Below are 26,471 nucleotides of genomic sequence, written 5' to 3' on the forward strand. Positions count from 1 at the left end.
CCAGTTTGAAGTTCGTTCTGGTCCACCACAAGAACCGGAGCATAGAGCGCAGTCGCTTCTCGGAAGAGCAGCATCGGGATTTGAAAGGAGCATGAGGCTGGCGTCTCTCGCCGATTTGTGCCGCAAGCATGGCGTCAGCGACGCTACAAATGGAAGGCCAAGTTCGGCGGGACGGGGAGGTATCCGAGGCCAAGCGGCTGAAGACGTTCGGGGACGAGAACACGCGGCTGAAGCGGCGGCTACCAGAGACCGTGCTCAAAATCTGCGCCGCCGCACATTGGTAGGCGGTCGACATACCAGCGCTTGTGCGGCCCGCCCCAGTAGCGTCCGGAACGGCGTTCGGTGACACACATCGAATAATTCGATCAAAACCTCCAGTTTGAGGCGTTTTTAGGTAGGTTATAGCCAGTGGTTTGATGACCATCAAAATGGCTGCTTCCGCGCATGAGAGCTCGTGCGCTTGTGGCTTACAATGTGCGCCGGATCCGCGTCGAACGCGGTATTCCGCAAGAGCAATTGGCCTACGATGCAGGTATTGACCGCTCCTACATGAGCGGACTTGAGCGCCAACAGGCAAACCCGACAATCGATCTTCTCGATCGCCTGGCCGAGACGCTCGGCGTGGCCGTCTCGGAGCTGTTTGTTCGGCCGTCCAAGGGTGCGCCGCCGCCCGCTACCTTACCTAAAGGTCGCAAGCCGAAGTCGGCACGCCGCAAAAAGACGTAGCCCCCATTACAGCACCGAGCTGTTGACGCAGATCTTCTGCGGTCCTGGACCACTATCAGTGGCCTAGCGTGGAGTTTAAGCGCAACCGACCCTTTATAAGCTGCAATCCCCCTGTGGACATCGAGTAATGTGATGAATGTTCATTCTGGCGCCGGAGCAGACAGTGGCGGCTCAAGACAACGAAGTTCCTTTGAACGCCATCCGCGCTTTTGTGACCGTTGCCCGCGAAGGCAGCGTCACGCGCGCCGCCACCACTTTGGGAACAACACAGAGTTCAGTCAGCCGCTATTTGTCTGTACTGCGGGACTATCTGGGTGCTGACCTGATCGAGCGGCGTGGACGGCGCAGTGATTTAACCGAGTTTGGGAGGCTATTCGCAAACGCAGTCTCTGAACCGATCGAAACGGTCGGCTTCACCGCGAAGAGAATGCGACGCCGTGCAAGCGCAGGAGGCAATCGGATTGTGGTCCGCACGTCACTATCGACCTTTGCTTTCTCTCTTCTTATTCCAAATCTGCAGGCGTTCTCTTCTGAAGCCGGTGGCGTGATCGTGGACATCGTCAGCTCGCTGGCGCCGCCGACATCTTCGGATGATTTCGATATTTTGATTACACGGGATCTTTCCGTCATCGAACCCGCCGACAGTTGGGAGATCTACAAAGAGGAGCTGGTGTGTGTCGGCCCGCCAAAGCTCGTCGGGGGCAGAGAGCTCTCGATTGTCCGCTCAACCCCTATACTGAACATCACGTCCCGTCCCGACATCCTGCCGACATGGCTGAGAGCCATGAACCTGTCTTCAAGTGACATACGAGCGGGCGCACGGTATGATCACAACTATCTTGCTTTGCCGGCCGTCATGACAGGAAAATGCCTTCTTGTCGCGCCGGAAATCATCGTCAGTGATCTGGTGCGAGGGGGCGCTTTGCAGATCGTCCCCGGCTCCCGGGCTCCAAGTGGCATGCAATATCGCGCCTATGCTGTGGATCGCAGCGCGCACCCCGAGATTGCACGTTCTTTCTGCCGATGGCTGGCTCGGCTTTGCAAGAAGGTCGCACTTGCACAGGCTGCCTGACGTCTAGCGGTCTCCCTCAATCCGGTACAGCAGGAGATCAATGTTCAAGTCGAGAGCGCTCAAGTTAGAAGCTATTCCAGCATAGCCGTCAAAGCCTACCCAGATGGCGCCGCTCGGGTGCAATAATCAAGACGCCCACAATGAGAGATCTGAGCGCAAAGTCTTTATGCTATCCGACATCGTGCCATGGCAGCAGAAGAATTGGCCGGCAGAACGGAAGGTAGGCCGCTTATCGCGCCGCAACCCTCTACTTGTCATCCCTGCCCCTGCGTTTGTTGAGCAATGCTCGCCAGCGAAGGCGCATGAGGCGACGCCCTAGCTTAACAAGTCGAACGGTTCGGCTGCGCAAATCGTCTGTTTTCCAGGCGCGCTCGGCCACACGATGACTTCCAAACAGGCCTTGCGCAATTTGGCGGTAGCTATTTCCTTCCTGCCATCCATCCACTGCGCGCAGCGCAAGGATCAGCCGACGCTGCTTCAAAGCCGGCATAGCAAGAGGAGGCTGTCCGAGCGGCCGACGCTCGAGGGCGAGCCAAAATCGACGTGCAGCCCCCAAGCGAAGCTCGAAATCGGCGTCGAGCGGAAGATCAAGGACGACAGCATATCCGCTCACTGGAGGCTCCTTCAGCCAAAGGCGATGCTTCGTACCCCCGAGCGGCACGATCGCATGCCATCCATCCGGCGCGCGGCGAAGCTCGCCGCCCGGCAGATTGTCGAAAGCGAGCTGATAGCTTTTGGGTGCAATGCAGTTGGCCGGCCGCACAGCCAGTACGGTCGGCAGCACCTCGGGTGCCCAAAAGACTGAATGCTCGTCGAAAGTCCTTTGCGGGTCAGCAGGAAAACGAGAGCCCCCACTTGCGTCGGAACTGGCCCGCCGCTGCGCTTGAACGTTCGCGGCGAGATAGCCGCTTATAATCCTCTTGGTAGTCGCGATCCCGGCGCAGCCATTCCCAGGCCAGGTCGGCAGCATCCGCCTTCTTCAGGCCGCTGTACGCTTCCTCAGATCTCCAGTCAGTATCCGGCATCGCACCCTTCCCGCATAATCTTCAGACGCGGCGAAATGCACCCGATGATTGTGGCTCTTTCCGGTGCTTCCTTACCGTGTGCGCGCCTTGCACGCACTTAATGGATGGAATGATCAACTTTTGCGATCGCGAGGCATTCGGGCGATCCTGACATCCGCGCTGATCATTGTTTTGGCCAACCGCTACGTAGCAGATCGCGATAGCCGTGGCCCGCTAGCCACTTGGCCCGCTTCAGATGACTTTCGAATGTGCGTCGCGCACGATCCGGTTCAACGGCGGGGTCAAGCCCAAGCACAATTCGCGCGACTTCGCGCCAGTCTGCCTTGTCCGCGTCCGCATCAAGAAGTCGCATGTAGGCAACAGCGTGCTCCTTGTCATATGACGTAAGCTCGTCGACGGTGGGCGCCAATTCTGCGACCTTCGGCTCGGCTGGCACTGCCTGAAAACTCCTACCCAGCTGAAAAATCGACCGAAATCAGAGCAACGATAACTAGTTTGAGGTCGTGTTGGTACCTGCCCAATGGTCGCACGCCAACCTCCTTTTCGCGCCAAGACGGCAATCGCATATCGGCTCACACTGACCTGGTGGCCTCCATCCTGCGCTTTCACGTTTTCATCGCAGTCCATACTGGAAGCGATTGCAGATGTGCCCGATAACAAGGTTGTCCTTGCTGTTCTGTTCCTCGGCCGAAGGCACGGTGGTCCCCAGTGACCGGCCCGGTCGCACTCGTGAAAGGCAATAACCAGAATCGGCCAATTGAAGAATATTCGTTTCTCTCTCGAGCCATATTTGAAGATTCGTCCTATCTAGTCGCGGTCCCGGGAAAACGCCGCAGGTTGCTCTGAACGCGATTTCTTCTCTGCCGCTAATGGCAAGCTATGGCCCCGCGAGAACGCTTGTGATGGTCAACGAGAAGGCGGGCACGCGCTAGCTGCGTCTGCATCTCACCGTTGCCTTACTCCTCGAAGCAATTGGGCAGCACAGCCACTGCTGCTCCGAGCTTATCGTAACAGTCCGGCTATAACCAGTGGTTTCATAATCATCGGAATGGCTGCCTCTGCGCATCAACGCTCGTGCGCTTGCGGCCTGGAGTGTGCGCCGGATCCGCGTAGAGCGCGGCATTCCGCAAGAGCAATTGGCCAATGATGCCGGGATCTACCGCTCATACATGGGCTGCATTGAGCAGAAGAAAGAGAACCCGACCATTGAGCTCCTGGACCGCATCGCCGTGCCCTCGGGTGTTCACTTGTCCGAATTGTTCGCTGAGCCGGTCAAGGATGCGACGCCCCAAGCCCGACGCAAACCGGCGCGCCCCCTGTCAGAACAGGAGGTAATTATTGTGAGAGCGATGTTTCAGCTAACGCGGGGAGAAGCGAGCCGGAGCGGCCCACATGCTTCATCGATCTACAGCCGACGCTTCCGATCTCCTGCTCCAGCCGATGTCGTCCAGCAGGGTTCCGCTTAGCGACCCCCGGGGCAGCCGGTCATAAGGCCGATTCTTCAAAATGAGGGTCGCCCCGCTCGCCGTAAACCTACCGACGGTCGCTTGAAACAGAGGTTTTCGAAGAGTCTGCTTGGAGCTGTGGTCGGCTGTCGGGTGGGGTCCGGGTGATCGCAACGCGGCAACCAAGAGACTTCCGCAAGGGCATGGAGGGACTTGCTACCCTGGTGCGCAAGAGCATGAGAGCAGATCCCTCGTCTAGAGCTGTCGGTCGGAGGATCAAGCTGGTGTGCGGCTTGAGGATGAGACCTCTCGCTGGCCGAAGATCGGGAAAGTGTGGTTTCCTTGCATGGGCGCAATTTAGGCGCTCCTGGAAGGCTCGACCGGCGGTCTGTTTACGGGACACGTAAGACGCCGGCACGATCGCGAGCGGGATAGTTTCAACCGGCGCCGGATGCGGTGAATCAGGGCCCTCCAACGCGTCGCGGGATGGTGGCGAATATGTTCTGAATTGGGTGTGAGCTACCCCCGGCCTGACTATCCCGATACGATGAAGGGGATGCTGCTCGCCGAGCGAGAGCCAACGGTTTCATCAGATCATCAAAAACGCAGTGTCACCGGTTTGACCGGCGAACAGAGACGATGCCTGAAGATTAATGCTATTGGGCCTGGAAGAAGTTGAGCAGGTGGCAGCTGCGCCCGTTAGCCGGTCTGGCGCATAAGAAACCCGGCTCCGCTCGACATTGCAGGGCCGCAACTTAGCGTTAGGTCTCCCGGCGTCTTGCGAAATCCGGGAGATGCGGACAATGTCAGGCAGCCTTTGCGGCCCTAGATTTTGGCCTCTTCACGTGCCGTACGCGGGCGTCAATCGCAAGCTGGTCCATGGCCCAGTGAGGACTGCCGGTATTGTTGACAGGATACGGCTCAGTGACGCGATTGTCCCAGATTACGACGTCGCCTGATTTCCAGTTCCAGCACAGGGTGTTCCGGGGCGCAATGAGATAGGATTGCAACCGTTCAAACAGTCTTTGGCTGGGATCGCGCTGCAGGCCGACGAAGTTGTTCACGGAACGACCGAGCGATAGCATGCGTTCGCCGGTCTCGGGATGAACACGAACAATCGGATGTGTCGTTTCGTAGATCGTTCCGGTGGATACGCCGTACCAACGCCGCTTGTTGGCTTCGCTGGCCCTCTCTGACGCAGTGAGATCAGATGCGACGAAGCTCACAGCCCAGAGGTTATCTGCGAGCATCCGCAGGGGATCGGGAAGATCAAGATAAGCGGCCGCCCTGCTCGACCAAGCAATGTCGCCACCAAAAGGCGGGTCCGCTGCGAGCCGCAGCACCGAAATGGCTGTGCGGACCTGCTCATCGTTCATCTGGTTGAGATGACTGCAGCCGCGATCAGACAGCTCTTGCCGGATCGTTGAACCGCGCATTGTGTCCGCCATTGCGGGATTCGGTATCAGCGAGCCGAGCCGGCGCACAAAGCGCTGCTGCTGTGCATCGTCGAGATGTCCCTGATCACGGAAGAAGATGACCTTATGCTCTAGCAGAAGCCGGTTGAACGCTACGATGACATCGTCAGGCAAATCGTCCGACAGCGCAATGTTCTTGATTTCGGCACCAAGCCGCTCCGCGTGCTTGACGATATCTGCTCGCGGAATGACATTTTCAAGAGCCATTGTTCCACTCATGACGGCGCCTCTTTCTGTGCATGTCCAAACAAGCTCAGTGGTGATCGCGTCTGGTGACAAACCCGGCAAAACCAGCTGGACGTACAGATCCGAATTGTCTGAGCTAGGATCACCGCGCCGCTCAATTAGGCGGCTGAATTCTGATACACACCACCAGCATCTTAGAATCCGACTCCCTCTGCGTGTCGAGACGGCTAGTGCCGTCCTCATCGCAGGACACTCGCATATGAGGCCCCCAGATCGATTTGCAGCCTCATCAACAGTGCAGATCATAGACGCAATCCATGTCCAGTCTATGAAACGAAACCAGCTTTCTTTTCGAGCTCGCGCAACGTTCTCCTCGTTCAGAACTCATGCTTGGAAAATCCTTGAACACGACTGCGCTGGACCTCATTCAACCCGCGCGACCTCATGGGCACGATGAAGATTGGAATGGCCTTGAAAGTTAGCTCTATCTCTAGATGTACACGCTAGCTCTATCTAAAGCTGTATACTACTTCCTCAACTACTTCAACGGGTTCGTAATCATTTTTCTGCGACTTAGAGTTGTTCATTGAGCGGCTTGTTTGATCAGCTGATCTTGCTGTCATCACTTGGAGTAGCGGGAGAGCCGCGCAAAGCGAGGAGGCTGCAACTTCCGATGCAGCTTAACAATGGACTCAATCCCTCCATTTTCTCCGAAATTTGCACTTGGCACGAATGCAGGTGCCCCGGCGCTGACCGCCTTTGGTTCCGCCCGGAGACGGTAGATTTTCCTTACTGAGTGCATGCCGTTTGGCTTTGTGGCAGTTGAGCACACATAATAGAAACAGAGCCCGACCGCCGAGGAATATCGCTCCCCTGAGACAACAAGGCGTCTTTTGCGCTCTCAGACTGCAAGCCGCAAATTCCTACTGGCTGTTTTTGCCTTTACGACACTGAACGCCACGCCAGATTTCAGATTCACAAGCCGGGCTTTCATCTTCCTCATGATCGCCCTCTCTTACTCACCTCCACAATTGTGAAGCACTCTTGTCAGTTTCATACTAAAAAGCACTCGCTGGAGGCTCTCCATAGCGCCGACGCAAAAGGCCCGGTGAACCCGCCGATAGCTCGACGAAACCGGGGAGACGGGCACTGCGACGATGAGGAAATTTAGACTGGACAAACTCGATCACGGCGGCGCGATGCCGGTACGCTGACTGACCAGGCGCTCGCGGGTCGGGCGCCTTCGCGTCTACTCCTCTACCAGTTGCGATGCTATCTTGGCCGTCAGCGCAGTGGCCGGGTTGTCTGCCTCAAATCGGCAATGTCGCTTCATTTGAAGGACTCCTGATTGACGACATCTAAATCAGCAGCCGCACGCCATTTGTCGCCCAAACGCTTGCACCCTCGTTTGGGTGAAGCCTGGCGCTCATTTAAGCACGAAGACTACGGCGCCGGGGTCTTCCTTGCAATGAAAGCCGTTGAAGTGGCCGTGCGCGACGCTGCTGGTATGTCGCCCAGCGATCTAGGGATGTCCTTGATGCGCAAGGCGTTCGATGTTTTTGGCGGCCCGCTGTCGGATTATAGTGCAGAATCTGCCGAACGACAGGCCCGCAGCGACCTTTTCGCCGGAGCTATCGGCTCTTACAAGAATCCTCATTCGCATAGAGACGTATTGCTCGACAATCCGGCTGAAGTAGCCGAGATAATGATGTTCGCGAACCACCTATTGCGAATTGTCGATGCAAGCGCAGCTCGCACGTTTGCTTCGATCGCCTCTCAGCCGCTTACCCCGCAAGAGGAGAGAATTTTACGCATGTGGTTTACGATCGACATGAACGATGGGCGCTCGCTGAAAGAAATAGGTTTACAATTCGGATTAGCGCCGAGAGAGGTTCAAACGATCATTCACAAGGCGATGCGAGAATTGAAGCATCGCTCCGTCTATAACCAGCTAATAGCGGCGCTTGCTAACACGAACCTAAAGGATATGCAGGGTTTGCTGGACAAGCTCGAGCAGTCCCAGCTTGGTAAGCAAGTATCGTCGTGGCTCGGTAAGGGCAAGAACTTGCCGATCACAGCTGATCAGCTTCGCGCAGCATTGGGCAATGATCAGGTCCAACAGCTAGCGATGTACTTTGATTTCGCGATGGATAAGATGCTGGCCGTTACCGCTGAGAATCTTCCAGATATCGTGGACAAATTGAGCCCTAACGGAAAGTTACAGCCGCTAGTGGTTGGCTATTGGGCAATGCTTTGATGTGATGCTGTCGAACGATCGGCATAGCCAGGCGACTTTTCGGACCGCAATTTCGCACTGAGTGGCATGACCGAAGTGCACGTTATGGCCCTTCGCGACCGACACCGTCCTATTCGGCTTGGGGCCAATCAAGACGGTTTAGCCTGATCTCTGTCATACCCGGTCTGCCGTCACAGCCGACATCCAGGCGGCGGGCCTGCCGCCGCTGGATGCAAGCATTACCGAACCGGTGACCGGCGCTCCTGGCTTCAGGGAATACGACGGGGTGTCTAGAAGGTTCTATCGTTTACAACTATCAGCCGATGGGATGTTATCTCTCAATTAAGGGGCGACACATGCGTTTGGTATCTGCCCATTTGTCGGTGGCTAACGCTCTCGCGGAGCGAGAGCGGCTTGCGGGCAGCTCTATCATTTCAGACGGTTCCAGAAAAATGAAATGCCCACTCGCGAAGCGGACCGGGCTTACTTTTGTCGGAGTTTTATCCACGCGCTCGCGCAGCGTGTCGGCGGCAACGGGCGTGTGAGCGGCGGCAACATCGCAAGGCCGTATTCCTTGCCCACCTGCTGCACCGCCTCCACGATGATTGAAGCGCGCGCGCCATAACGAGCACCTTGCCCTCGAAGTCCTCCCGCACCAGAATTTCCAAGGATTGACCGAGCTCGAGGCGGTAGGCCGCGATGCGAGCAGGATCAGGTCCGGCAGATCGGTGGCGAGCCCGGCCTGCAGCTCGTTCGCACTGCTGCACGCGCTGGTAACGAAGCGTCGTGCGCTGCTCACCTGCTATCGGCGAGCTTTCGAGGCTACCACAACCTTCAACATGTCGTACCTGCCTTATCTGATAGCCCAGGATCGCAAGGCAGTGACATCCGTCAGGCCTCGATCCATCAGCAGCGAATTCCACCTCGAAGTGACTTGCATCCGTTGTCTTCTCGATCGACAGGTCTCCAGCCGCCACATGCCCACATTTATGCAGGAGAAGAAACTGGATCGCGAAGAATCTAAGGTTGCTCCCAGCCTCAAGTGGGTACCGCCGGACGTCGGTGACAAGGGAATTGCGCCAAGTTTCCAGATCACGTCCGGCGTGTCAGCTGTCCCGAGGTGAACGTACCAGTGGATCATCATTCCGAACTGCCAGCCGATCTGTTTAGAGAACCGCTTGGCGAGGTAGGGCGGGGCATCTACGTCCCATTGCTTTCGTTCGGGTGCCGGCGGTACCGACTCCTTGTCGTCGAACCACAGCAAGATCAGCGTCTGGTCCCATTGCCCCAGATGACGGGTGTCTTCGATGAGCGCCCCGTCACGCTCCCAATCCTCGAACCGCGCATCAGGCTCGGCTTCCTCGAGGCCGGATAGGCTCTCGCCGGCGCGGACACGCACGCTGTAGGAATCGGCCGGCAGAGGCACACCCAGTCTGATCCAGACCTTAGCCTGACGGAGGCGCGCGCGCCGATCGGGCGCTGCAGCGGATCTTGCCCCCTTCCGAGACGACAAAGGCGCAAAGTTCGCGCGAGAAGGTCGCGAATCGCGAGCCGGTGGAAAGCAGCGACGCGTCGAACTCGTCGGCCAGTTCGCCGATCGCGGCGAGTCTTGTGCCGGCGCTGTCGACCCTGGCTTGAACCACTGGTAGGGCAGCAGCAGTTCGGCGGTGAAGACGTCGAGCGATGTCGCCCGGCGGTCGGCGCGCATACAGGCGCAAGAGTGACGCCCTATGACGAGGAACACTTCCGCTAAAGATCCCTAAGCAGCCCTAGTTGTCCCTGAGCGGGGACCGCTCCTTTGCTTTCGTAGTGGGAAAACGAAAGGCCGCCAAACCAAGGCGGCCTTTGATTATTTGAGAACTACTAATCGAACCGAACTTCGTGCTGAGTTTCGTGCCCAGCCCATTCACAGCTGCAATGATAGCAAGTGAGATACCCGCCGCTATCAACCCATATTCTATGGCGGTAGCTCCAGACTCATCGCGTAAACAAGAACTAGGATTTTCACGGTGCGCCCCTTCCCAAGGTTAAGCCTCAGGACTTTTCCAGCAATTTGTTAAAGTCAGCAAACGCTCGTTCGTTATTGGCGTGCAAACTTTGTACGGAACGGACCGAGATATGCGCGCGCTCTGTAAGGCCGCGGTCAACCTCTTATCGGCGAAGTCATAGCCGTAATTTGGTACAGGTGGCAATTTCGGGCTGGCCAATTCGGGCTTGTCGCCCAAGCAGCTCCGAGGCTCGAGGCTGCATTCAAGTAGCCGCTTTCGCGGCGACACAGAAGTGATGCGGCTTTGTCGACTTCGCCTTAGGAAACGAGTCACTCTCAAGTGCAAAAAGCCGGCACATGAGCGGCGCCTTTAGCAATTCCAGCAGAGGCGCAGTGTTAGTTCATCGCTACGTTTAACCAACCGCTCCGGGAGATCCCGCATGCCGACTCAGATGCGCCGCGTCGCAGTTAAAACGTTCGTTGTTACCGCCTGCGTGGCGTTCGCCTTCACTTGCTTGCCCAAGGCCGGCATGGCGCAGGAACAGCCGATCCTGACCATCAGCGGCAAGATCAATGCCTCCGACGCCGAAGCGGGTCTCACCTTCCGCCGCTCCGACCTCGAAGCGATGGGAATGGTGAGCTTCGAAACCAGCACGCCCTGGTACAAGCAGCCCGTCAAGTTCGAAGGCATTCGACTCGACAAGTTGATGCAGAACGTCGGCGCCACTGGTCAGCGTGTGATCGCTATGGCGCTGAATGACTACAGCACCGAGATTCCCGTCGAGGACTTCGCGAAATACAATGCTATCCTTGCAATCAAGCGCGACGGCGAATATATGCCGATCCGCGACAAGGGGCCGCTGTTCATCGTCTACCCATACGATTCGGACCCAGAGCTGCGAAGCCAGAAGTTCTACAGCCGCTCGGCGTGGCAGGTGAACCGCCTGATCGTGAAGTAACATGCAAACTCACGTGTCGCTCGACTGATGACAGCCATGTCGAACCTTCGCACGATCAAGATCTTGCTCGCGCTGGTCATCGGCGTGTTCGTTGCCGCCACCGTCTACATCTCCGCATTGGTGATAGAGCGCCAAAGCGCGCTCGAGCGCGTCTCGCGTTACAATGTCGCTTGGTTGGTCGGTCAGGCGACATCGGAGTACACGCGTCTCCAGCAACGGGTAAGCGCCTTTGGCCTCCCGGACAGCAAGGTCAGCGTGGACGAGGTGCGCCTGCGCTTTGACATCATCGTCAATCGACTTTCGCTCCTGCGCACGGGCGAGGTCGAGCAGTTCGTGAAAGAAGATGCGGAATACGCCGCGACCATCGACGCGCTCGCGCGAGCCCTTGATACCGTCCAGCCGTACCTCGACGATCTGAAGCCGGCGCATGTTCCGAGACTGCTGGAGATCCTGCTGCCGCTGGATGCCCGTCTCGCCCAGCTTGCTGCCGCTGCCAATCGCGTCGGCGGCGACCGCGTCGCGGACGATCAGCGTCAGCTGATCCGCCTGCACTGGAGCTTCTCGGCAATGGCGGCGGGGCTGATCGTGTGTGGAATCGCACTGATCATCTTGCTTGCCTGGCACAATCGCCTGCTACAGAGAGCCCACAACGAGATGCAAGCGCTCACCAACGACCTCCGGGTCACATCGGAAAACCTGGCAGAAGCTCATCAGAAGGTGCAGTTCGCCAATGCCGAGCTGGAGCGGCAGAACGAGACGCTTGTCCGCCGCGATCGTGACCTGCGCACGCAAAACGAAAGGTTCGAGGCTGCACTCGGCAACATGTCGCAGGCACTTTGCCTGGTGGACGCACAGCAGCGACTCGTCATCTGCAACCAGCGCTATCAAGCCATGTTCGGTTTCGACAAGACCCTCCTCAAGGCCGGCACGCCGATGCGTCATCTCGCTGAATTCCTTTCCGCGAGCGGCGAGAATGGCGCCAGCCTGTACCAGGTTTATGCCAATCAACAGCCTCTGATCCGTGAGAACCGCCCCCGGACCTACTTCGAGGAATTGGCCGACGGCCGGACCGTGGGCGTATCACATCAACCCCTCAGCGAGGGAGGCTGGGTGGCAACATATGAGGACCTGACGGAACGGAGGCGTGCCGAGGCGCGGATCGCGCACATGGCGCACCATGATGCGTTGACCGGTCTGCCAAACCGCACGTTGTTTCACGAGCGCATGATTGCGGCGCTTGAGCGTGCCGAAGATGGCGGAGCGTTTGCAGTCATGCTGCTTGACCTCGACCGTTTCAAGACGGTGAATGATACGCTTGGCCATCCGGTCGGGGATGCGCTGCTGAAATCTGTGGCGGAACGCCTGAGCGAGACCGTGCGGCCCATCGATCTGGTTGCCCGGCTCGGCGGAGACGAATTCGCCGTGCTGGCGATCGATGCATCGAATCACGACATTTCCCAGTGTGCCGACCGAATACTTCGGGCGATGGCCGAACCATTCGAGACCGGTGGACACCACATCAACATCGGAACGAGCATCGGCATCGCGCTCGCACTCGCCGACGGCAATGCTCCTGATGAGCTGCTCAAGAATGCAGACCTCGCCCTGTATCAGGCGAAGGCAGCGGGCCGGGCGACCTTCTGCTTTTTCGAAGCAGAAATGGATCTGGAGCTGCAGGCGCGCCGGCAGATCGAGTTGGACTTGCGGGTTGCGCTGGCGGAAGGTGAATTTCACCTCGTGTACCAGCCGCAGGTCAATCTGACCTCGGGCCGGATAACCGGATGCGAGGCGTTGCTTCGCTGGAACCACCCGGTGCGGGGACCTGTGCCACCGTCCGAATTCATTCCCATCGCTGAAGAAGCGGGCTTTATTCCTGCGATCGGTGACTGGGCGCTGCGTCAGGCCTGCCATGAAGCGGCTGGCTGGCCATCCGATGTCAAGATCGCGGTCAACATGTCACCTGCGCAGTTCAAGAATCCGAACCTTCCACACAACGTCGTGATGGCGCTGGCGGCCTCAGGTCTCCCAGCCGAACGGCTAGAGCTCGAGATCACTGAATCGCTACTACTGCAGGATAATGACACCACGATGGCTACCCTGCATCGGATGCGCGAACTCGGGGTCGGGATCGCGCTTGATGACTTTGGCACCGGATACTCATCGCTCAGCTATCTTCGGCGCTTTCCGTTCGACAAGATCAAGATCGACCAGACATTCGTCCGCGAGATGACCACCGATGCCGATTGCATGTCGATCATTCAGTCCGTAATCGATCTCGCGCACACGCTGCGCATGAAGACAACTGGTGAGGGAGTGGAAACGGTGCAACAGAAAGACAGCCTGCAAGCGGCCGGCTGCACCGACGCGCAGGGTTTTCACTTCTTCCGGCCTATGCCAGGCAAGCAGATTGCAGATTTACTGGGGCCTGGTGCGAACCACGGGGCGGCGGCCTAGGCGGAAGTTGGCGGGGCGGCGCTTTGCCCCGCCGCGTTGCACGGTTACTCAAGTCTACTCGCGATCGAGACAGCTTTTTGTGAAGCTGACGTCGGAATATATCTGCGCGCTGGGCAACAATGCCTCCTTTATTTGGCGAATCGATGGGCGCGCGCAGTAGCATTCAGCATTTGAATGGCTCATAGCGACAGCATTTGGGACGAGTATCTCGGCTCGATTATTCCGTCGCGTTGAAACTGCATCTCTACCAATACGTTTCGCGCATCGCCGAAGGTTACAAGCAATACAAGAGCAGTGGCCTCAACTACGATCCGACATTCCATTGGCTATCAAGACTTGAGTCCCTGGAACTTTACGTCCGGCACACCCGACCGGCGTTGAGCGATGTGCTCCGGCTCGTCCTGCCGTTGCTCGGTCCGGTACGCTATAAACTCTCGATGAAGCAGTTCGCTAATTATTATGAACTCTGGCGCGAGGCGTGAGCCATTGCGTGGCAGCATGCGGATGGAACTGGACGGACTCCTGGGCATCAACGTGCTTGCGATCGCGGCCCCTTGTGAAGTCAACGACTGTCCAGCCCAGCGAAGTCTACAGTCTCGACCCGGAATGCAAGTTCGATCGAAAATGTGATCCTCTCGCGTGATGGGCGTCTCGAGGAAGGACTAGGCGGCTTGCGGAGACGAATTCTAAGAGGATAGTCCCTCGTTTTTTCATTGGTTTCGTCCGCTCGCGACGGAAGTCGTGCGCCCTCTCGGGACATGACTCGGCGCTGAGCGCCGCCCACGGATTCACGCGAAGATGTCGTGCCGTCCTGAACGTTTGCGTCGCTGTGGCGTCAGGCTCCGGCCGGATTGCAGTAAATCGCGGAGTTGCCGCTATGTTCGCGGACTTCCACGCTTTCAAGCCACACCCTGGCCGAGGTCTTCTTCACGACATAGTCCGATACGTGATCGAAAGCGTACCTTGCAACCGCTTCGCACCCCACCGCCGGCAACACGCGAAGCTCTGCCAACCCCGCGCGCTGCAATGATTCAAAGGCGGTCAGGTGCGGATCGTCCGCCGCGGCCAGCGTCGTGTGATCGAACATGTGATGGAGCCACGCCTTGACCTCCTTCAGGCCGCCGAAATCGAAGCACCAGTTGTGTTTGTCGAGTTCGCGCGTGGCGAAGACAAAGGCGAAGGACAGAGCGTACCCATGCAGCAGGCTGCAATGCGAGTGCGTCGCGCGCCATTGCCGGAAGCAGCATGACAAGCCTTCGCTGTGACCGTACGTCTTGGTCGAACGGTAGATCGGACCGGCAGCGGCGGGTGCAAGCGGCGGCGAGGAAGGTTGAGACAGCTGGCCAGTTACCATGCGCAAGTCCTTGTCTTTGACGGACGCTCATGCGACGATGCGCCGTTCCAGCGCCAGCGCCTCGTGTAGGAATTCGTTCTTCAGATCTTGATTGTGCAGCATCTCACCGAAGAAGGCGCTGTTGATCATCCGGCTCTGCTCGCTCGCGCGGACCCCGCGGTGGGTCCTACACATGTGAACTGCGCTGATCCGGATGGCGAGCCCCTTCGGCGCGGTCGCGTCGACGATGTAGTTGCCAATCTGGGAGACGAGCTCCTCCTGGATCTGCAGTCGCGCGCAGAAGTACTCGACGATGCGGTCGTATTTCGACAGGCCGATGATCTTGCCCTCCGGCGATGGAAGCACGCCGACGAAGGCTTGTCCGTGGATCGGCAGGAGGTGATGCGCACACGTCGAGCGCACGTCGATTGGGCCGGTGATAATCAGACGATCATAGCGTTCGACGTTTTCGAATTCGGTGATTTTCGGCGGCGCATCGTAACGCCCGCGCAGCACTTCCTCAACGAACATCTTGGCGACCCGTCGCGGCGTATCGCGGGTGTTATGATCGTTGACATGGTCGATACGCAGAACGTCGAATAACTCCTCCAATTTCTGCGACGCTTCCGCGATCATCGCGGCTTTCGCCGCTCGATCGGCAAATCCCTCGATAGCTTCGTTGCAAAGTGCGGCGCCGTGCGGCGGCGGCCGCAATTTCTTGACACTGTTATCCATGCTATCCCCTACTGCGTTTCGTGCCATCCCCGGCTGCCGAGGAATGTCACTCGCGTAATCTGGCCGAACCCTTTACGGTTCAGTTTACGAGGCATCGGTTGATTCGGCGCGAGCGAGCCGGCGGGCGCCACCGGTCAGAAAGTTGCTCGAAGCGGACTTCGTACTGAGTTTCGTGCCCAGTCCATTCACAGCTGCAATGATAGCAACTGAGATACGCGCCGCTATCGACCCATATTCTATGGCGGTCGCTCCAGACTCATCGCGCAAAAAGCGAGCTAGCGTTTTCATGGTGCGCGCCCTTCCAAAGCCAAGCCTCAGGATTTTGCCGGCAATTTGTTAAGATCAGCAAAATCTCGGTCGTTATCGGCGCGCAAACTTTGTACGGAACGGACCAAGATATTGCGCGCTCAGTAAGTGGCGCGCTCAACCTCTTACCGGCGCAGCCGTCGCCGCAATCTGGTGCATGTGGTAATTTCGGCGGGTGGCCAATTCGGGGCTTGTCGCCCCAGCAGCTCGAGCTCGAGATCACTGAGTCCGTCTTCCTGCCCGAGACGGATGCTAATCTCGCCACCCTGCATCAGCTGCGCGGGCTCTTTTGGTCAAATGCTGCGCCAGGGCTGTTCGACAGCAAGCCTCTGCAATGCGCCGCGGCCCTTTTTGATCATGCGGCCCAGACGTCCGCTCAAGGAAAGGTCTGGGGGCGGCTTGGCGGATTCTAAGATGTGCATGAGATGCTGGCGGTCGGTGGGGATGCTCTTGATTTCAGTATCGACCGCGCTCTCCACCGCCACCATCAAATTATGCAGCCGCTTCCCCCAATCCGAACCATCAAGATCGATGCGCTTTCTCACCGCTTCCTCGATTCCATAGATTTCGGTGAGGCTCTCCTTCGCCTGCGCAATGCGATTGTGCTTGAACGCGTAGGTTAGTAACAGGCGTTGCTCGTCGAGCTAATCGAGCACCGTCGGGACCACAATGGCATAGGGGTCGCTGCAATCTCCGGCGCGCGGCGAGCTTTGTCGCGAGGTGGACCAGCTGCCACGGCGTTCCAGCCGCCTCGCGATGATCGTCAGCGCGAACGGCACGGCTTCGGCACGCTTCGCATGAAGCACATTCAAGAGATCGAAGACCTTGGCGAGCGTTTTCCCTCGAGATCGGCTATCTTAAATGGAAGCGCACGGGCGACTTCAGCAAGCTCCTGGCGGGCGTGCATCACCCGAATCATCTTGATCAGATCATCGAACGTGGCGCGCGAACTCGTACAGGCCTCAAACCCGGCGCACAAAGCGGTGATGCCGTCGTCGGTCTCGAGCATTCGGTCGAGGTAGGTCACGACCTTCTTTTGAAACGCCGCCACGATCCGCCGCGCCTCGGCTTGGCCGTTGACCACCATGACCTTTTGCGCGGTTGCAACGTACTCCCGGGCCATGCTCGGCAGCAGCTCTTCGGCCACAAGATTCCAGATCGGCGCAAGCGATCCGCTCGCAGTGGACTTGCCGATCATAGCCGCACCCGTGGCCACCTGGCTCCGCCGCCGTGTGCGCTCGAGCCCCAGCCGGGGCTGGCGCGGCTGGGCCTTCGGATGCGTGGTGCCCGTGTTGAGGCGGACACGGCCGAAGTCTAGCCGGCTTAAAGCGGTGCTTTCCGGCGAAACGATCCGCAACTAAGACGGAAAACGGCACGCTTTCTATGCGATACTTCACCTCGATCCCCTCCGGGATTGGCGGCGGCGAGGTCCGGCTGGGTTAGCCTCTGTTGCCGGGCCTCGCTTCCGGTCCTCGTGTTCGCTGGCGTGATCTGCGCAGCTGTTCTTGTCCGGGGCGAGTGAGGCGCATTCGAGCGCCAAACGCTGGCTGCCGCGAAGAATGCGAAGAAATTCCGTGTCACCGGTTGACTTGACAGATTTGCCGATCCGCGGACAGAAATCGTCGATAAGCTTTTCGGTTTTGCCGATAGCTTGATGCCAGCGGCGATATTGTCTGGAGAAACCTGGATGCGCACGCCTTGGCAGGTCAGCGGATGCCCTGGACGCTGAGGCAGATGGCTGTTGTGTAGAACAGCGCGCCCCCCCCGCAAACGCTGGCGCTGCGCTATGCCGAAGGCTCTGCGCCAGCTCCCGTCGCTCCCATCGCCCAACCGGGCAAATCCAACGACCGGGGCGAACTCAGAACCGGACAACACTTGGGGGCAAGGTCAATCGATATTACCCCGAGTTTCAGGATTTCTTCCGCAATGCGGATTCCGATGATCTCGCCTGGGTGTACCGGTTTGATCTCGCCCCCGTGGGGCCGCAAGGCCTGTGCCGAGTCCGGCCGCCCGCACCATTTTTCCACTGGACATCTGGCACTTTCTGCGCCACTGGCGTGGCTTGTATCTACGAAATCGATGTATATTTTTTGGCTGGCCGCAGCCGACCGTCCCATGGGAAACGCCCGCCTTCGCGCTGCCGGATTGCTTGAAAATCTAGTGCCAGCTCGGCCAAGGAGACGTGATGTTTTCAGACGTGAAAGGACCATCCTTCATTTTTTGGCCTGTTGGCTGCGGAGACAGCACGACTATTGTCATCAGTGAATCCGAAGTGCTCCAGATTGATTTGAACGACAAGGTCATGGCAGAGGACGACGATAACGAGCACATCCCGCTAGTTGATGAACTGGTCGCGAAGCTCCCCCAGCGCGACGGGAAACCCTACTTGTCTTGCTTCGTGCTCACGCATCCGGATCAGGACCACTGCCGTGGCTTCGCCGATCTGCTCAAGAGGGTTGTCATCGGGGAGCTATGGCATAGCCCGCACATCTTCCGGGAGTATGAAGACGAGAAGGTCCTGTGCGAGGATGCGGAAGTATTCCGTAAGGAAGCTCATCGTCGTTCGGCAACGACGATTAAGGTCGGCGGCGATCCCGGCGCCGGGAATCGCGTGAGAGTCATCGGTTACAACTCACTGTTCGAGCCTGGCGAAAAATACCATGATCTGCCGAAGCAGTTCTATACTCGCCCCGGCTCTTCAATCACGGTGCTTGATGGCGCGGACGTCAGCGACCGATTCCACGCCTTCATCCACGGCCCCTTCAAAGAGGGGGAAGCCGATGCCCGCAACGAGACCAGCGTCACGATGCGCGTGATCATCGGGTCTCAGGACCACCCGATGTACGGACTGTTCCTGGGCGACGTCTCCTACCCGACCTTGATGCAAACCTTTCAGCAGACGCACGATCACAACAATGATCCCATGTTGAATTGGAACGTGCTGCTTGCCCCGCATCATTGCTCGAAGAAAGTCATGTATGAAGACGATGTGCTTCAGCAGGACGCGATAGATGAGTTGCAAACGCCTCAGCTCGATATCGGTTACATCGTCGCCAGCTCGCCGGAATTCCCGGCGTCGAACTCCTCTGGCGACAACCCGCCACACGTAAAGGCGAGAAACCGCTATGAGGAGATCGTCAATACCGCTTTCCTGTGCACTGGCGAATACAGCACGCCTGAAAATCTGCGGCCGATTATCTTTACCGTGAATGAGAACGGCGTTTTCCTCGACGACGATGAATACGAGGTCTCTGATAGCGCGCGAGAAACTTTGGCAGCGGCCGTGGCAGCAGCTCGCGGGCGTGCAGCACCTCCAACCGCCAAAGTTGGTTTCGGCCGCGAATGAAATCAGAAGGACAGGCTTGGGCCCTCGGCCAATTAGCTGAAATTGCTCAAGCCTCCTCCGGATCGCTCGAGATTATCGAAATCGTCGAGCCGACCGCCCAAGGCGAGATGGTTTCCATCTCGCTGTCGGTGGATTGCTCAGGATATCCGCGCAAAGAGGGCGGCATTCCCCTTAAGGCGCGGGAACGCTTGCTTCTCAAGCTTCCGGCCAATTTCCCATTAGAATTGCCGCGCTTGCACTTCGCGCACACGCGCTATCGCGACTTCTCGCACGTACAGTGGGGCAACTATATTTGCCTCTATCAAGCGACGGATAGTGAATGGCAGCCAGAAGACGGGCTCTTCGGCTTTATGCAGCGGGTCGATGATTGGCTTCGAGCCGCCGCCGCGAACGAGTTAGATCCGGCCGGGATGCCGCTCCATCCGCCCGTCACCTATGGAGTCAGCGGCGTAAAGGTCGTCCCCTCACAGAATACACCCACGCCGGAACCGCCCTTCTGGGCAGGCTATGCCAAGATCACGCGCGAGAACGAGAACCGCATCGAACTCGGCCAATGGATTGAACACTCCGGAACTATCCCTGAGGGCCGGTTGGCCGCCGTCGTGCTTTTGCCAACAGGGATGCCGCACGAATATCCAGACACGCTCTCGGGCCTCCTGAAGGAGCTTAAAGCTCGTGATGTGCCCGTCGAGGTTATTCGGTTGATGATCCAGCTCGGCGTGCTGAGAAGTGAAAGCGGCAAGCCACTAATCTTCGTTTTGGGCGCCGCCATGCGAGGCATTGCTGGTGGACAACGTCTGCAGCACCTAGCCTGCTGGCAGATCGACGAAGCGCGTCGATGAAATCCGCGAGGCTATTAGGGCTCCTACGGACGATAGCCCGGTTGATATTGCCGATTTCTATATTTGGGCCGAAAAGGCCAAAATCGAGTGGTGCAGCGTCCTTGAGGACCGGCCCGAGATCGTTACGAGAAGGGATGCCGAAAGCGCTTCGGCATGGTGGGCTGGACGCCATGTTGTTCTGTTTGGTTGCGGAGCGATCGGGAGCGCTGTCGCCATGCTGCTTGCTCGGGCAGGCGTCGGCAAGCTGCAGCTGTATGACAAGGACTCGGTCAAGCCGGGCATCTTGGTCAGGCAGTTGTTCGACCGATATCAGATCGGCGTCAACAAAGCGAAAGCGACTGCTGAAAACGTCCGCTTCGCGAATCCTTCTGTCGAGGCTCTCCGGTCGACCGCGGATGTCGTTAGATTGCTTGAAAACGCCGAGAGACTGGCAGACGTCCTGGCCGCTGACGTAATCATCAATGCAACGGCATCGACGATGGTCGCGGCCTCACTCGAGAAGCAATATCGAGGCTGGCCCAAAACACACCCGCCAATCATCTCCATGGCTCTTGGGCACAACGCCGATCAGGCGCTAATGACGATGGCAGTACAAGACGCCCCCGGCATTACGCTGGACATTGACCGCCGTACAAAGATTGCCTTGTCCAATCTCCCCAAAGCAAGGCACATCCTTGACGAATTCTGGCCCATAAGTCCCGATCGAACGCGCTTGTTTCAGCCGGAACCTGGATGCTCCAGTCCGACATTCCGCGGTTCCGCTGCTGACGTTATGGCGCTTACGGCGCAAATGACAAATGTTGCGAGCCGATGGTTGGCAGATCCATCGGCCGTCGCCTCGCGCGCTCGGTCCTTTGATCTGACAGGACAACGCACAGGCGCTCTCCATGAGTTCGAGTTTGGCTGGCCGAGCGACGTCATTCTTCCCGACGGCCGTAACGATTACCAAATCCGAGTAAGTCAAGCCGCCCTTTCCGGAATGCGCTCATGGATGCGAAGATCGGAGCGGGTTAATGGTCGGCACGTTGAGACAGGCGGTATCCTGTTTGGCCACACCGATGAATTCTTGAAGATTATCTGGGTCGACGAGATCAGTGGGCCGCCACCGGACAGCATTCAGTCTGCCGCCGCCTTCATCTGCGGCACAGCGGGCGTTTCTGAAATGAATGCGGAAAAGATCAAGAGGACCAGGAAATCTGTCGCCTTTGTCGGAATGTGGCACACACATCCGGGGGGAATGCCGCTTCCAAGCCGAACGGATTATAGCGCGATGGCAAATCTCCTCACCGGGGATGAATTCCAGGCCAAGCGATTTCTAATGATGATCATCGGGGCTGACTCGTCGCGACCCCTCATTTCGGGGGCGGTCTTTGAGCGCGCCGACTACCAGTCCTAGTCCGCAGCCGAAGCGGCTGTTTATCGGACTCGCCTTGTCCGGAGGGGGCGCGCGCGCAATGGCGTTCCACTTGGGATGTTTGCGCGCACTTCACGACCGGGGCCTTCTCGACAAAGTGAGAGTGGTCTCCACCGTCTCGGGAGGCAGCGTGATCGGTGCGTGCTATGCCTACAGTTCGGATGATTTCACTACATTCGACAAGAAGCTGGTCGAGCTGCTGCAAAAGGGCATCCAGCGGATGATCGTGAAAGAGGTGCTGCTAAGCTCTCAGATTGCGAAAATCCTCCTGACGTTGATCATAACCGGACTGCCGACCCTTGCCCTGTGGTGCCTATCATCACTCTTCGCGTTACTGCGAATTTTCACCAGAATTCCGACGAGAGGGATTGAGCGTCGCCTGGCAACGTTTCGACAATCCCTACCCGTTTGGGGCAGTCTCACGACGGCGTTCGAGCAGGCTCTGAGCAGGCTCTTCGGATCGAAGACCGTCCGCGATGTTGCGCGCCCAGGATTGCATGTGGTCATAAATGCCTGTGACCTGAAGACGGGCACGGCGTTCCGATTTGGCTCGCAAAGGTCTGGAGGTTGGCGTTATGGCCAGATCGACGGTGTGGCTCCGACAGTCGCGAAGGCGGTCGCCGCTTCAGCAGCCTTCCCGATCATTCTGCCGCCGTTGATTGAAACCTTGCCGTTCACCAAGGCTGGTCGCACACAAACGCAGACCGTCGTCCTGACCGATGGCGGGGTGTTCGATAACTTGGGCGTGGCTGTACTGGAACCTGGTCGGGATAGCGACATTACTGACACATACCCCGTCACGCACATCATCAGCCTGAACGCAGGGCCCGGCCAGCTCGACGGAGGCGACCACCCGTTCTGGTGGGCCAGCCGTGTCTCAAAGTCTTTCGAGGCTGTGCATCGGAAGTCCCAAGACCACGTTTACTCCCGGCTTCACCGCCATGTTGAGACGGGCGACCTAGAGGGTTTTGGAATGGTCTATCTCGGCCAGCAGGACCGACGGTTGCCCCATCGTCCGGCTGACTTGGTGAGCCGCGACGAAGTGCGCCAGTATCCGACAGACTTTGCGCCTATCCCGGCCAAAGATCTGCATCTTTTGACCAAACGAGGCGAGCAGCTCACCCACATCATCATCGATCGCTATATGCCTCATCTCTGAAAGGCACTGGAGGCGGTCGCCGTGACAGTGCGGGTTTTCATTGTTGAAGCCTCCGAGCTAGGCGTCCTCTTGGCTTCTTTCTGTTAATGTACATGTTTTGTTCTTTACCGGCATTTGGGCTCGTGAGTACATACCCGCCGAGAGGTCGTCGAGTTCATCCTCGACCTTGTCGGCTACACCCCCGACAAGGCACTCCACGAGTTCCGACTTTTGGAGCCTTCAGTAGGTGGAGGAGACTTTCTCTTCCCGGCATTGGAGCGACTCTTGAGCGCTTACCGGCGGGGCAAGAACGCCGGAGAAGCGGTTTTCGCATTGAAAGACTCGGTACGCGCCGTCGAGCTCAATCGAGACGCCTACAATGCAACGCGGGACAAGTTGCTCTCGTTTCTCGATGGTGAAGGGCAAGAAGGTCGCGGCGAAAGCCCTCGCCGATGAATGGCTGCAGCAAGGAGACTTCCTTCTCACGAGCTTCTCACACGAGTTCTCCCACGTAGTAGGCAATCCCCCTTACATTCGTCAGGCGTCCGTCCCAGACATCCTCAAGAGTACCGCAGTCGTTTTTCAACCATCTAGACCGGGCGGATATCTACATTCCCTTCATCGAGCATGGTCTCTCCATGCTCGCAGCTAATGCCAAGTTGGCCTTTATCTGTGCCGACCGCTGGATGAAAAACAAGTATGGCCGCCCTCTACGGAAATTGGTTTCTCAGCATTTTCATCTCGAAACCTACGTTGACATGGTGGACACGCCTGCCTTGCTGTCGGACGTCATCGCCTATCCGGCTATTTTCGTCCTATCCAATCAGAAACCCGGTCACACCAGGGTTGCTCATCGTCCTGCTATCGAAGAAGCAGCTCTTTCCGCGCTTGCCTCGGCGCTTACGACCAAGGGCAAGATAAAGCACGACGCCGTGCAGGAACTTCCTCACTTGGCGCAGTCCGACGAGCCATGGGCCCTACGAACTTTGAGCAGGTCGCGATTGTTCGTAAGTTGGAAGAACAATTCCCCTCTATTGAGGTCGCTGGATGCAAGGTTGGCATCGGTGTCGCGACTGGTGCCGATCGGGTCTTTGTTGCGCCATTCGACGAGCTCGATGTCGAGGACGACAGAAAGCCCTCACTCGTAATGACGCGAGACATTAAATCGGGCCAGGTCGAGTGGCGCGGCCTCGGTGTCCTAAACCCGTTCAACGACAATGGCTCGCTCGTTCGATTTGAAACTGTATCGGCGCCATCCGCTTCCGCGTCGAGCAGTGCCAGATACGTGGTCAGGTGCTCCTTGTCATAGCTGGTCAGGTGGTCGGCCGTGGGGGCTGCGTCGGCAACTCCGGGGAACAGAGGGACATGGGGCCTCCCGCAGCTGAGGCAAGCAGCGTAGCTCGCCCGACTGTCCCGCATAGATACTCTTTCGGCACCACGTGGTGCTCTACGGCACCGCGCGCCCGGCTGGCCCCTATGCAACGTTGGGTAGCCTCGCTAAAATAGTGATCTTTATGAGCGTTGCGGTGGAACCACGCTCGCTGTTAGTTGCCTGGCTTTTGATCTACTGCCCGTGCGTCTCCGCGACGACGCTCCGATCACGATACGATTGAGCATAGGTGTCAACATGCAGAAGATGGCCGTAGTACGCCTGTCACTGCCGAGCACACTTCCTAGCGCAACCAGGAAAGACTTTTGGACCAACTATTGGCAGAGCAACAGCCCGCCTCTTCCCGAACGCGACGCTGGCGAAAATGAACGGGCGCTGATTGAAGACTTCGGACCAAAGCTTGCGCGGTTGCTTTCCCGTGCCGACGAGAGTTGGAGGGTCGAAATCAAAGTGCGCGGTATCCGGTATGGCTTCATCGAGTTAATGCTACTGGTCATCGGCGGGGAAGAGCTATTAAGCGAGATGTTTTGGACGGTGCTCGAATTCAGCGCGCCGGAGGCTTTCAACGAAACTGTGAATGGCAACGCCCCGCTGCAACCGCACGTCCCGCCGGGGCAAGGAGGCGGGCATGGCGGGGGCGCCGTCGGAGGACATGTAGCCAATCGAGTCCTTACGGCGGTCAGGACGCCGCTGGTCGCCCTCATACTCGGCGCCGTGATCATCATCTATCTTTTGATGTGGAGGCTGGAATCGCTCGAAAAGGAGTACATCGAGTTACACCACGACCACACCTCGGTGGTGAACAAGTTGACCGAGCAGAACAGTGCGCTGATTACAGGGCTGATGCTGAAGCTGGGCATTCCCGTGCCTCCTGGGAGAGACGAACACAAGCAAGAAAGTAAAGCTGAACCTTCACCCCCTCCGATTGCGTCGCACGGTGAGCAGAAGCGGTCTTCTCCCGTCTCTTCAATACCGTCTCCAGTGGTATCGCCGCCCACGAAGACGGAGACATCACCGTGCCCATCGCCGAAGGTGGACCCATCTCCTGAAGGCGAAAAACGCGGCGAGTCCCATTAATCTTGCGGACAGCGCGGCGGCAATTTGTATAGAGCGGCGTTGCAAAGCTACTACGCGAGTGCGTGCTAAATCAGCACCCTAGATGCCGTAATGGGCCCTGCTCCGAGCACGGGGTGATGATGGTGGCTGTGCCCCCATAGATGATGAAACGGGGTCACGACCTGAGTCGGCCCCAAGCATCTAGAGACGGAGGACAGCCGTGGAGAACTATGCCGGAATTGACGTGTCATTGGAACTGTCGAGCGTATGCGTTGTGAATGCCCAAGGTAAACTCCTGAAGGAAGCGAAGGTCGCGAGCGAATCCGACGCCTTGGTTTAATTTTTCGAGACGCTTGGCTTTGCAGTGAAGCGAATTGGGCTGGAGGCTGGGCCGCCGTCGCAATGGCTGCATGCGGGCTTGAAAAGAGCAGGGTTCGAGACGGTTCTGCTCGAAACGCGACATGTGAAGGCCGCATTGTCTGCAATGACGGTGAAGACTGATCGCAAGGATGCGCGCGGGATCGCCAGTTGATCGGGATGGGATGGTTCCGGCCGGCAAACGCAAAGTCGGTCGATGCGCAGGGGATCCGGCGCTCCTGACCGCACGTCGGGCGGCTGATCGACGTGGAGTTGAGTATCCGCGGGATTTTGCGTGGCTTTGGGCTGAAGGTTGGCCCTGTGACGCGAAAAACCTTCGAAGCGTGGATCCGAGAGTTAGTTGCGGGTCAGGCGACATTGGAGCGCGTTGCTACAGCGATGCTTTCGGCACGATCGGCCTTGAAGGCAGAGTACGGAAGGCTACACAAGGCTGTGCTGGCAATTGTGCGTGACGATGCGGTTCGTCGCCGGCTCATGACCGTGCCGGGCGTTGGTCCCCTGGTGGCGGTTACCTACAAATCGGCGATTGATGATCCTCGTCGCATCGTAAAATCGAAGGCGGCGGGCGCGCTGTTCGGGCTCATGCCCCAGGGAACTGTCGCAGGTCGCCGCGGCCAAGCTCGTGGAGATGAAACAGCCAGACCTCTCCAAGCTCCTCCGAGGTCAGCCCCAGCTGGTTTCGGTGGAAAAGCTGCTGCGGATGCTTACCGCGTTCGACCAGGATGTGGAAATCACGGCAAAGCCGCATCGTAAGCGCGGCGAAGCTGGCCGGATCACCTTCATTCCGGCAGCATAGAGGTAGACAAGGGGGGCTCATGAATTTGAAAGCAAGGGCCCCGCGCATGTTGCGTATGAGCCCAAGCCCGCAGTCGACCTGAACTCTTCGCTTAATCATTCCAAACGAACCAACCAACGTCGTTCTCGCCTAAGACGGCAACGACTTCGGCAACCAACAGCCCGGAACGGAT

At 58.0% G+C, this 26,471-nt stretch carries 24 protein-coding genes and 5 pseudogenes; 16 read left to right on the forward strand and 13 right to left on the reverse strand.

Features of this window, described 5'->3' with window-relative positions; all coding sequences use genetic code 11:
• Positions 1-41 precede the first annotated feature (41 nt).
• The 3 genes and pseudogenes from AAFG16_RS40495 to AAFG16_RS40505 form a co-directional block, all read left to right on the forward strand.
• Positions 42-257, forward strand: a pseudogene (locus AAFG16_RS40495) (transposase); the annotation flags it as partial.
• Positions 258-444: 187 nt separating this feature from the next.
• Entirely contained in the window at positions 445-726 is a 282-nt protein-coding gene (locus AAFG16_RS40500; protein ID WP_271609295.1) for a helix-turn-helix transcriptional regulator, read from the forward strand.
• Between the two features lie 136 nt (positions 727-862).
• On the forward strand, positions 863-1,798 hold the full coding sequence (locus tag AAFG16_RS40505) for a LysR family transcriptional regulator (protein ID WP_342734382.1): 936 nt from the start codon (positions 863-865) through the stop codon (positions 1,796-1,798).
• Between the two features lie 247 nt (positions 1,799-2,045).
• On the opposite strand, the gene AAFG16_RS40510 is transcribed toward AAFG16_RS40505, so the two are convergent.
• From AAFG16_RS40510 to AAFG16_RS40520, 3 genes are all read right to left on the reverse strand, one after another.
• Positions 2,046-2,582, reverse strand: coding sequence for a DUF2285 domain-containing protein (locus AAFG16_RS40510; protein ID WP_342734384.1), 537 nt, complete (start codon positions 2,580-2,582; stop codon positions 2,046-2,048).
• Positions 2,583-2,628: 46 nt separating this feature from the next.
• Positions 2,629-2,823 (reverse strand): DUF6499 domain-containing protein, encoded by a 195-nt coding sequence (locus AAFG16_RS40515; protein ID WP_128931960.1) that lies wholly within the window; start codon positions 2,821-2,823, stop codon positions 2,629-2,631.
• Between the two features lie 163 nt (positions 2,824-2,986).
• Positions 2,987-3,259: a DUF2285 domain-containing protein gene (locus AAFG16_RS40520; protein ID WP_342734389.1), complete on the reverse strand. Its 273-nt coding sequence runs from the start codon at positions 3,257-3,259 to the stop codon at positions 2,987-2,989.
• Between the two features lie 658 nt (positions 3,260-3,917).
• Between AAFG16_RS40520 and AAFG16_RS40525 the strand changes: the two genes are divergently transcribed.
• Complete coding sequence (locus AAFG16_RS40525) at positions 3,918-4,289, forward strand: helix-turn-helix domain-containing protein (protein ID WP_342734391.1); 372 nt, start codon at positions 3,918-3,920, stop codon at positions 4,287-4,289.
• 785 nt (positions 4,290-5,074) lie between these two features.
• On the opposite strand, the gene AAFG16_RS40530 is transcribed toward AAFG16_RS40525, so the two are convergent.
• Complete coding sequence (locus tag AAFG16_RS40530) at positions 5,075-5,962, reverse strand: TauD/TfdA family dioxygenase (RefSeq protein WP_342734393.1); 888 nt, start codon at positions 5,960-5,962, stop codon at positions 5,075-5,077.
• 1,315 nt (positions 5,963-7,277) lie between these two features.
• Here AAFG16_RS40530 and AAFG16_RS40535 point away from each other — a divergent pair.
• Complete coding sequence (locus AAFG16_RS40535; protein ID WP_342734395.1) at positions 7,278-8,186, forward strand: TIGR02391 family protein; 909 nt, start codon at positions 7,278-7,280, stop codon at positions 8,184-8,186.
• 484 nt (positions 8,187-8,670) lie between these two features.
• On the opposite strand, the pseudogene AAFG16_RS40540 reads toward AAFG16_RS40535, so the two are convergent.
• The 4 genes and pseudogenes from AAFG16_RS40540 to AAFG16_RS40555 all read right to left on the reverse strand — a co-directional run.
• Positions 8,671-8,964: pseudogene (locus tag AAFG16_RS40540) on the reverse strand (diguanylate phosphodiesterase); the annotation flags it as partial.
• Between the two features lie 54 nt (positions 8,965-9,018).
• Positions 9,019-9,591, reverse strand: coding sequence for a hypothetical protein (locus AAFG16_RS40545; RefSeq protein ID WP_342734397.1), 573 nt, complete (start codon positions 9,589-9,591; stop codon positions 9,019-9,021).
• A 19-nt stretch (positions 9,592-9,610) separates the two neighbouring features.
• The gene (locus AAFG16_RS40550; RefSeq protein WP_342734399.1) at positions 9,611-9,883 is read right to left on the reverse strand and encodes a hypothetical protein; all 273 of its coding nucleotides are present in this window, start codon (positions 9,881-9,883) and stop codon (positions 9,611-9,613) included.
• Between the two features lie 126 nt (positions 9,884-10,009).
• Positions 10,010-10,126: pseudogene (locus AAFG16_RS40555) on the reverse strand (Flp family type IVb pilin); the annotation flags it as partial.
• A 478-nt stretch (positions 10,127-10,604) separates the two neighbouring features.
• Here AAFG16_RS40555 and AAFG16_RS40560 point away from each other — a divergent pair.
• From AAFG16_RS40560 to AAFG16_RS40570, 3 genes are all read left to right on the forward strand, one after another.
• Positions 10,605-11,111, forward strand: a complete 507-nt coding sequence (locus AAFG16_RS40560) for a molybdopterin-dependent oxidoreductase (RefSeq protein WP_283081855.1) — start codon at positions 10,605-10,607, stop codon at positions 11,109-11,111.
• A gap of 36 nt (positions 11,112-11,147) precedes the next feature.
• Positions 11,148-13,565 (forward strand): EAL domain-containing protein, encoded by a 2,418-nt coding sequence (locus AAFG16_RS40565; protein ID WP_342734401.1) that lies wholly within the window; start codon positions 11,148-11,150, stop codon positions 13,563-13,565.
• 230 nt (positions 13,566-13,795) lie between these two features.
• The gene (locus tag AAFG16_RS40570; RefSeq protein WP_342734403.1) at positions 13,796-14,047 is read left to right on the forward strand and encodes a hypothetical protein; all 252 of its coding nucleotides are present in this window, start codon (positions 13,796-13,798) and stop codon (positions 14,045-14,047) included.
• Between the two features lie 353 nt (positions 14,048-14,400).
• On the opposite strand, the gene AAFG16_RS40575 is transcribed toward AAFG16_RS40570, so the two are convergent.
• The 5 genes and pseudogenes from AAFG16_RS40575 to AAFG16_RS40595 all read right to left on the reverse strand — a co-directional run bounded on the left by AAFG16_RS40575 (position 14,401) and on the right by AAFG16_RS40595 (position 17,137).
• Positions 14,401-14,919 carry a 6-carboxytetrahydropterin synthase gene (locus tag AAFG16_RS40575; protein WP_342734405.1) on the reverse strand — a complete coding sequence of 173 codons (519 nt, stop codon included), beginning with the start codon at positions 14,917-14,919 and terminating at the stop codon, positions 14,401-14,403.
• 27 nt (positions 14,920-14,946) lie between these two features.
• The gene (locus tag AAFG16_RS40580) at positions 14,947-15,660 is read right to left on the reverse strand and encodes a GTP cyclohydrolase I (RefSeq protein ID WP_342734407.1); all 714 of its coding nucleotides are present in this window, start codon (positions 15,658-15,660) and stop codon (positions 14,947-14,949) included.
• A 129-nt stretch (positions 15,661-15,789) separates the two neighbouring features.
• Positions 15,790-15,921, reverse strand: a pseudogene (locus AAFG16_RS40585) (Flp family type IVb pilin); the annotation flags it as partial.
• A gap of 311 nt (positions 15,922-16,232) precedes the next feature.
• Positions 16,233-16,484, reverse strand: coding sequence for a hypothetical protein (locus AAFG16_RS40590; protein WP_342734409.1), 252 nt, complete (start codon positions 16,482-16,484; stop codon positions 16,233-16,235).
• A gap of 263 nt (positions 16,485-16,747) precedes the next feature.
• Positions 16,748-17,137 carry a hypothetical protein gene (locus AAFG16_RS40595; RefSeq protein ID WP_342734411.1) on the reverse strand — a complete coding sequence of 130 codons (390 nt, stop codon included), beginning with the start codon at positions 17,135-17,137 and terminating at the stop codon, positions 16,748-16,750.
• 987 nt (positions 17,138-18,124) lie between these two features.
• On the opposite strand from AAFG16_RS40595, the gene AAFG16_RS40600 reads away from it, so the two are divergent.
• From AAFG16_RS40600 to AAFG16_RS40635, 8 genes and pseudogenes are all read left to right on the forward strand, one after another.
• Positions 18,125-19,285: a hypothetical protein gene (locus AAFG16_RS40600; protein ID WP_342734413.1), complete on the forward strand. Its 1,161-nt coding sequence runs from the start codon at positions 18,125-18,127 to the stop codon at positions 19,283-19,285.
• Positions 19,282-20,127 carry a hypothetical protein gene (locus AAFG16_RS40605; protein WP_342734415.1) on the forward strand — a complete coding sequence of 282 codons (846 nt, stop codon included), beginning with the start codon at positions 19,282-19,284 and terminating at the stop codon, positions 20,125-20,127. Before AAFG16_RS40600 ends, AAFG16_RS40605 begins: the two co-directional genes overlap by 4 nt.
• A gap of 214 nt (positions 20,128-20,341) precedes the next feature.
• Positions 20,342-21,523: a ThiF family adenylyltransferase gene (locus tag AAFG16_RS40610; RefSeq protein WP_342734417.1), complete on the forward strand. Its 1,182-nt coding sequence runs from the start codon at positions 20,342-20,344 to the stop codon at positions 21,521-21,523.
• Positions 21,524-21,581: 58 nt separating this feature from the next.
• Positions 21,582-22,700, forward strand: coding sequence for a patatin-like phospholipase family protein (locus tag AAFG16_RS40615; protein WP_342734419.1), 1,119 nt, complete (start codon positions 21,582-21,584; stop codon positions 22,698-22,700).
• Between the two features lie 617 nt (positions 22,701-23,317).
• A complete protein-coding gene (locus AAFG16_RS40620; protein WP_342741112.1) occupies positions 23,318-23,827 on the forward strand; it encodes a hypothetical protein in 510 nt (169 codons plus the stop codon).
• 479 nt (positions 23,828-24,306) lie between these two features.
• Positions 24,307-25,146: a hypothetical protein gene (locus tag AAFG16_RS40625; protein WP_342734421.1), complete on the forward strand. Its 840-nt coding sequence runs from the start codon at positions 24,307-24,309 to the stop codon at positions 25,144-25,146.
• 199 nt (positions 25,147-25,345) lie between these two features.
• A pseudogene (locus AAFG16_RS40630) lies at positions 25,346-26,094 on the forward strand (transposase); the annotation flags it as partial.
• 4 nt (positions 26,095-26,098) lie between these two features.
• Positions 26,099-26,299: an XRE family transcriptional regulator gene (locus AAFG16_RS40635; protein ID WP_342741056.1), complete on the forward strand. Its 201-nt coding sequence runs from the start codon at positions 26,099-26,101 to the stop codon at positions 26,297-26,299.
• Positions 26,300-26,471: the final 172 nt, after the last annotated feature.

Origin of the sequence: Bradyrhizobium sp. B117 (genome assembly GCF_038969555.1) — a bacterium.
In the GTDB taxonomy this organism is placed as follows: domain Bacteria; phylum Pseudomonadota; class Alphaproteobacteria; order Rhizobiales; family Xanthobacteraceae; genus Bradyrhizobium.